General features: G+C 41.7%; 4 protein-coding genes. 2 read left to right on the top strand and 2 right to left on the bottom strand.

The genetic code is table 11. The features are described 5' to 3' along the window. The coding region (locus ACTB1O_RS09920) for a hypothetical protein (protein ID WP_462994977.1) at nucleotides 1–187 on the bottom strand (187 nt) is incomplete at its 3' end. Continuing rightward, complete coding sequence (locus ACTB1O_RS09925; RefSeq protein WP_462994978.1) at nucleotides 184–3,261, bottom strand: type II/IV secretion system ATPase subunit; 3,078 nt, start codon at nucleotides 3,259–3,261, stop codon at nucleotides 184–186. The genes ACTB1O_RS09920 and ACTB1O_RS09925, both read right to left, overlap by 4 nt. A gap of 311 nt (nucleotides 3,262–3,572) precedes the next feature. Here ACTB1O_RS09925 and ACTB1O_RS09930 point away from each other — a divergent pair, with 311 nt between their 5' ends. Together ACTB1O_RS09930 and ACTB1O_RS09935 are read left to right on the top strand one after the other, a co-directional pair. Beyond that, nucleotides 3,573–4,403 (top strand): RAD55 family ATPase, encoded by an 831-nt coding sequence (locus ACTB1O_RS09930; RefSeq protein ID WP_462994979.1) that lies wholly within the window; start codon nucleotides 3,573–3,575, stop codon nucleotides 4,401–4,403. Then, nucleotides 4,400–5,051: KaiC domain-containing protein (locus tag ACTB1O_RS09935; protein ID WP_462994980.1), on the top strand; the 652-nt coding region annotated here is incomplete at its 3' end. The genes ACTB1O_RS09930 and ACTB1O_RS09935, both read left to right, overlap by 4 nt.

Consider the following 5,051-nt stretch of genomic DNA (forward strand, 5'->3'; position numbering starts at 1 on the left):
GGAGTGAGGATATAAAATACCCTACAATTCCAAGCAGGAGGCCAAAGAGAACCGAGAGATAAACTGTATAATAAAAATATCTAAAGGCCGTAATGCCCATCCGGGATGATATGAGATCAGAACGAAGACTCATATATCCGTTCGGATTTTTACTGATTCTCCAATTAACATATCTGTCGATTATCATGAGAAGACCTTTGAGAGATCGTCAATGTTTGACATAACCCTGTCAGGATTTATGGAATATGCCTGTATAAGTCGTGTAACCCGTACATAATCACGTATGTCCTGCCCCAGCATCGCCTTTAAGACTTTAAGGCGCCTTTCAACCTCAAGGCTCATCTCTTCGGCACTCCATCCGCGTATCTCCATAATACTTCTGTATATGCCGGATCTGCCTGTGTAAGACTGAACATCGGATATGGGGTCATAATCAAACACATTGTTCACCCTGAGATTGCCTGTTCCCGGATCAATCCCGGCAATCTCGACTATCTCCATCGAACGGCGGACCCTCTCCTGTCCGCGGTAAACAAGAGCCTGAACACTTACAACATCAAGTGCCTGCACCATGTTCCTGGGAACATTTAACGGTGCATTTTCAAGACGGTGGATTGCGGCATCGACATCGTTTGCGTGAAGGGTTGAGAATGTGGTGTGTCCTGTATTCATCGCCTGAAAGAGTGTCTGCGCCTCGGCACCTCTCACCTCCCCCACAAGGATGTACTCAGGCCTCTGCCTCATCGCTGCTTTTAAAAGGTCGAACATATCTATTTTGGAGCCGGTTGACTCCACAACAGATTCCCTTGTAACACTTGCAATCCAGTTGTCGTGGAAGAGTGTAATCTCCCTTGTATCCTCAATACTTACGACCTTTGCCAGAGGGGGTATGAAAAGAGATACTGCATTTAATGAGGAGGTCTTACCACTTGCTGTTCCGCCGACAAACAGCAGACTTTTGTTGTTTTCAATTGCAAGCCAGAAATATACGAGCTGCTCTGCACTGAAGGTGCCGTATTCCATAAGCTCGACCGGTGTGAAAGGATCCTCCCTGAACTTTCTTATTGTAAACGATGTACCCCTGCTTGTAACCTCTTTTCCAAGAGTTAACTGAAGACGCGAACCGTCAGGGAGGGTTGCATCCAGCATTGGCTGTGATATTGAAATATGCTTTCCTGACCTCTGTGCAAGTGTTATCGCAAGTGAATATAGGTTTTCCTCCGGAAACATGACGTTTGTTTTTACGTTGCGGTATTTTCGGTGGTAGAGAAATACAGGTATTCCTGAACCGTCACAGGATATATCCTCAAGATTGGGATCTTTCATCAGCGGATCAAGTTTTGACCACCCAAGGAAGTTTCTCATCAGATAATACTGGAGTTTGAAAAGTGTGGAGTCTTCAGGCTTTATTCTGTATTCTTTCAAGAGATCAGCCATCTTTTCAAGGATAATGGAAGATTTTTCATGCATTATCTCTTCATCAGTGAGGATCAAAACATCCCTCATATCCTCAAAAAGCCTCTCTAAAAGTTCAAGCTCAAATTCAGACAGGACCGGCTCAAAGAGCATATATTCATCCTGGCGGGTCTCATTGTGATTGACAATAAGAACTTTTGATCTGCCCTCAATGATCCAGTATTCGTCAACAGGAGAGTAGCCGTCCGGAACTTTTGGCTCAACGAGCGGGCCGTTTTCTTTGAAGCTGTATTGTCTTACCGGTTCTGTCCTCTTTTTTAGAAATTCAAAAAATGACTCTTTTTTCGGTTTTTTCCCGAATATGCCGGTTCTCTTTTTTTCTTCGCTTTTTTTCGTCTTGGCAGGGGATTCTGAAACCGCATTTGAGTTTATTTCTTCATTGAGAGGTGAAAGGCTCTCTTCAGGGATTAAATCAGTTTTATCTCCTGCAATTACAGTTAAATCAGAAACAGCACCAACATCCTCAGCTGCCTTTTTTTCTTCTGCAGCAAGAGGCTCTTTTTGCGGGAGTATGGTTTCATCTTCGAATGCAATGTTTTTTTCAGGCACTGTTGATTCAGGGACTGCAAGGGTCTCTCCGGCCATAGAATCGCCGGAGATTTCTGCTTCTTCACCGGCATAATCAGCATTATCTTTTTCCAAAGAGTCAGAAGGCAAATCAGGCTCAGGAGTTATAGGGACAGGAGATAAATTATCATCTTCTGTATCAGCTTTCAAACCAGAATCAGCACCAGTATCCTCAGGTTCAGGTTTTGTCAGAGACTCTTTATCTTCACCTTCCAATACAGCAGGGATTTCGTCAACCACAGAGTCAGAAGGCAAATCAGGCTCAGGAGTTATAGGGACAGGAGATAAATTATCATCCTCTGTATCAGCCTTTAAATCAGAAACAGCACCAGCATCCCCGGGTTCGGATTCATTTAGAAGTTCTTTATCTTCACCTTCCGATACAGATGACTCGGCATTCTGCAAATCTTCCCCTTTATTATCCGGAATTGTTTTGCCCCTCATTCTGTCCAGGATTGCAGATAGTTTCTCATCAGACCTGGCGGCTCCTGAAAATGAAGAAAAAGCATCATCTTTTTTATCCACATGCAGACCGGAAGAATCATTATTTGAATTGATTTGGCTTATGTCTCCGGAATCCAGATCTTCTGATGCCTTGTCTTCCGGCATCTCTTCTTTAACTGCACCATCAGGAATCAATGACTCCCCGGAAGCATTTTTATCAGATAAATCAGCAGAAACATCTTTATTTTTGAAAGATTCGGAGAGAGACTCCTTTTCAGAGGATTCTTTTAATAAATCAGAGAGACTCTCTTTTTCGTCGGCTGTTTCTTCCCCGGAGGAGACAACAGGTAAATTTTCATCCTTTTCATCAGGCAGATCTTCGCCTTTTTCTCCGGTATTTTTTGCAGATTTTGATTGAGATACCTTATTTGTGATATCATCCTCTTCCTCCAAGACAACAGATGAATCTTCTTTATTATAATCCGCAGGGGGCTCATCAACATTTTCTTCTGCAGTACCAGTGCCGTATTTATCAGGAGATTTTACAGGTAACTCAGGCTCGGCGGCTTTTATTAATGAAGATGAAGCCTCATCTTTTGTCTCCTCATCCAAACCGGAAAAATCATATTTTCCGTTAATTCCTGAAGTGTCTCCGGTCCCATTATATGTTGGAATTTTCCTTTTTTCAGCCGGTAGATTCAGAAGTTCATCAAGACCAATATCGTCAGGGGTTTTTTTACCCTTTGATTTTTCTTTTTTGCTAAAAAAAGCCATATAAATACACCACCGGAACATTCCCCCCGCCTTTTTTAGGGAATTATTGATAAAAAGGCGGCTTTAATAGTATAAATAAATCACCTGCATATTATCTTTTGCAAAGAATGTTTCTGAAAACGGATTTTTCAGACACTATCTGATGAAAAAAAGTTATGAAGATGAAGTCTTCTCATGTTTTGATGAGAAATCACTGTCTGACTTTGATAGGAAATTAAAAATGATTTTCGTTTAAACCAGTATTAGATCTATAATTATTAGATTTTTTACCGCAATCTTTACAAGCAAGAAATCCAAATCATCAATTATCTATGCAGGGCGATATAAAAAAAAGGATGCCGACCGGAATCACATCTCTTGATCCCATACTGGACGGAGGTATTCCTCCCGGTTCTATGATACTTCTTGCAGGCGAACCCGGTGCAGGAAACAGGGAATTTGTCTATTCATCAATCATATTCCTCTCTAAACTAAAGGAAAAAGGGGAGGAAAAACCCGGCACCATACTTCCGGAAGAGATAGCATATACCACATTCACACGTATTTCATCCTCCATAACAGAGGAGATGGAACTTTCCTTTAAAAGTGATGTGGTATCCGGAATAAACGACAGATTAAACTTCATCGATTTATCGGATATCTACTTTGAATTGAGTGTTGTTCCGACAGGATGGTACAGCAACACCTCTGTTATTGAACGTTTCCAGAAAAAAAGCGAAACAGGCGGCATTGTCTCAAAACTTGCCGAAAAACTTGACGAGATACCAAAAAACAGTCTCATTGTAATTGATTCGATAACCGACATTGCGACTGAAAACACAGGCCCTTTAGAATGGAAAGAGATGATAGGCTTTTTAAGGGGACTCCAGAGGGTTTCAAAGACATGGGGATCAACCATATATATACTTCTTTCAGACGGAATCCTCTCAGACTCACGCCTTGTGGAGATTGCAGACTGCTGCGATGCAATGGTTACATTCCACTGGGAAGAGAGTTCGGCAAGAAAAAGACAGAGAGTGATGTATTTTGAAAAATTCAGAGGTGTTATGCCCCACCTTGAAGAGAACGATCTTGTGAAGTTCGCTGCAAGAATCACCCCCGAATCAGGATTTGAAGTGAGCAACATCAGGGTTGTAATATGATAAAAGAGAGAGTGCTAATCGGAATCACCGGCCTTGACGAGATGATGGGAGGAGGGCTTATCAAAAACAGCACATGTGCAATAATAGGGACATATGGTACCGGAAAGACCACATTTGCAATACAATTTCTATTCAACGGCCTTGAAAATGGAGAAAAGTGTATATACATAAGCCTTGAGGAGAGTGAGGAAAACATATATGAAAAGATATCTGATCGGGGGTGGGATGTCGATACCTACAAAAACAAGTCGCTTTTTGTAATAAAGCTCGATCCTACCGACTTCAATCTTTCGATAAACAGCATCAAAAAAGATCTCCCAAACCTCATTAAAAGTGTTGATGCATCCAGGGTTGTCATCGACCCGATATCTCTTTTCGAGGGTCTTTTTGACGATAATTCCACAAGAAGACGCGAAATGTTCCGTTTCACTGAGATGATATCACAACTTAACTGTACAACAGTTGTTACAAGTGAAACTGAACAGAATACTGATTATTCAAGCCGATACGGACTTGTGGAATATCTCGCTGACACTGTGATAGTCTTAAGGTATATACGGCCTTCTGATCTCTCTGAAGTCCACACGGCAATTGAGGTTGTTAAGATGAGACGTTCTAACCACTCAAGAGAGATTAAGCCATACGAAA

It is taken from the genome of Methanomicrobium sp. (assembly GCF_055145805.1).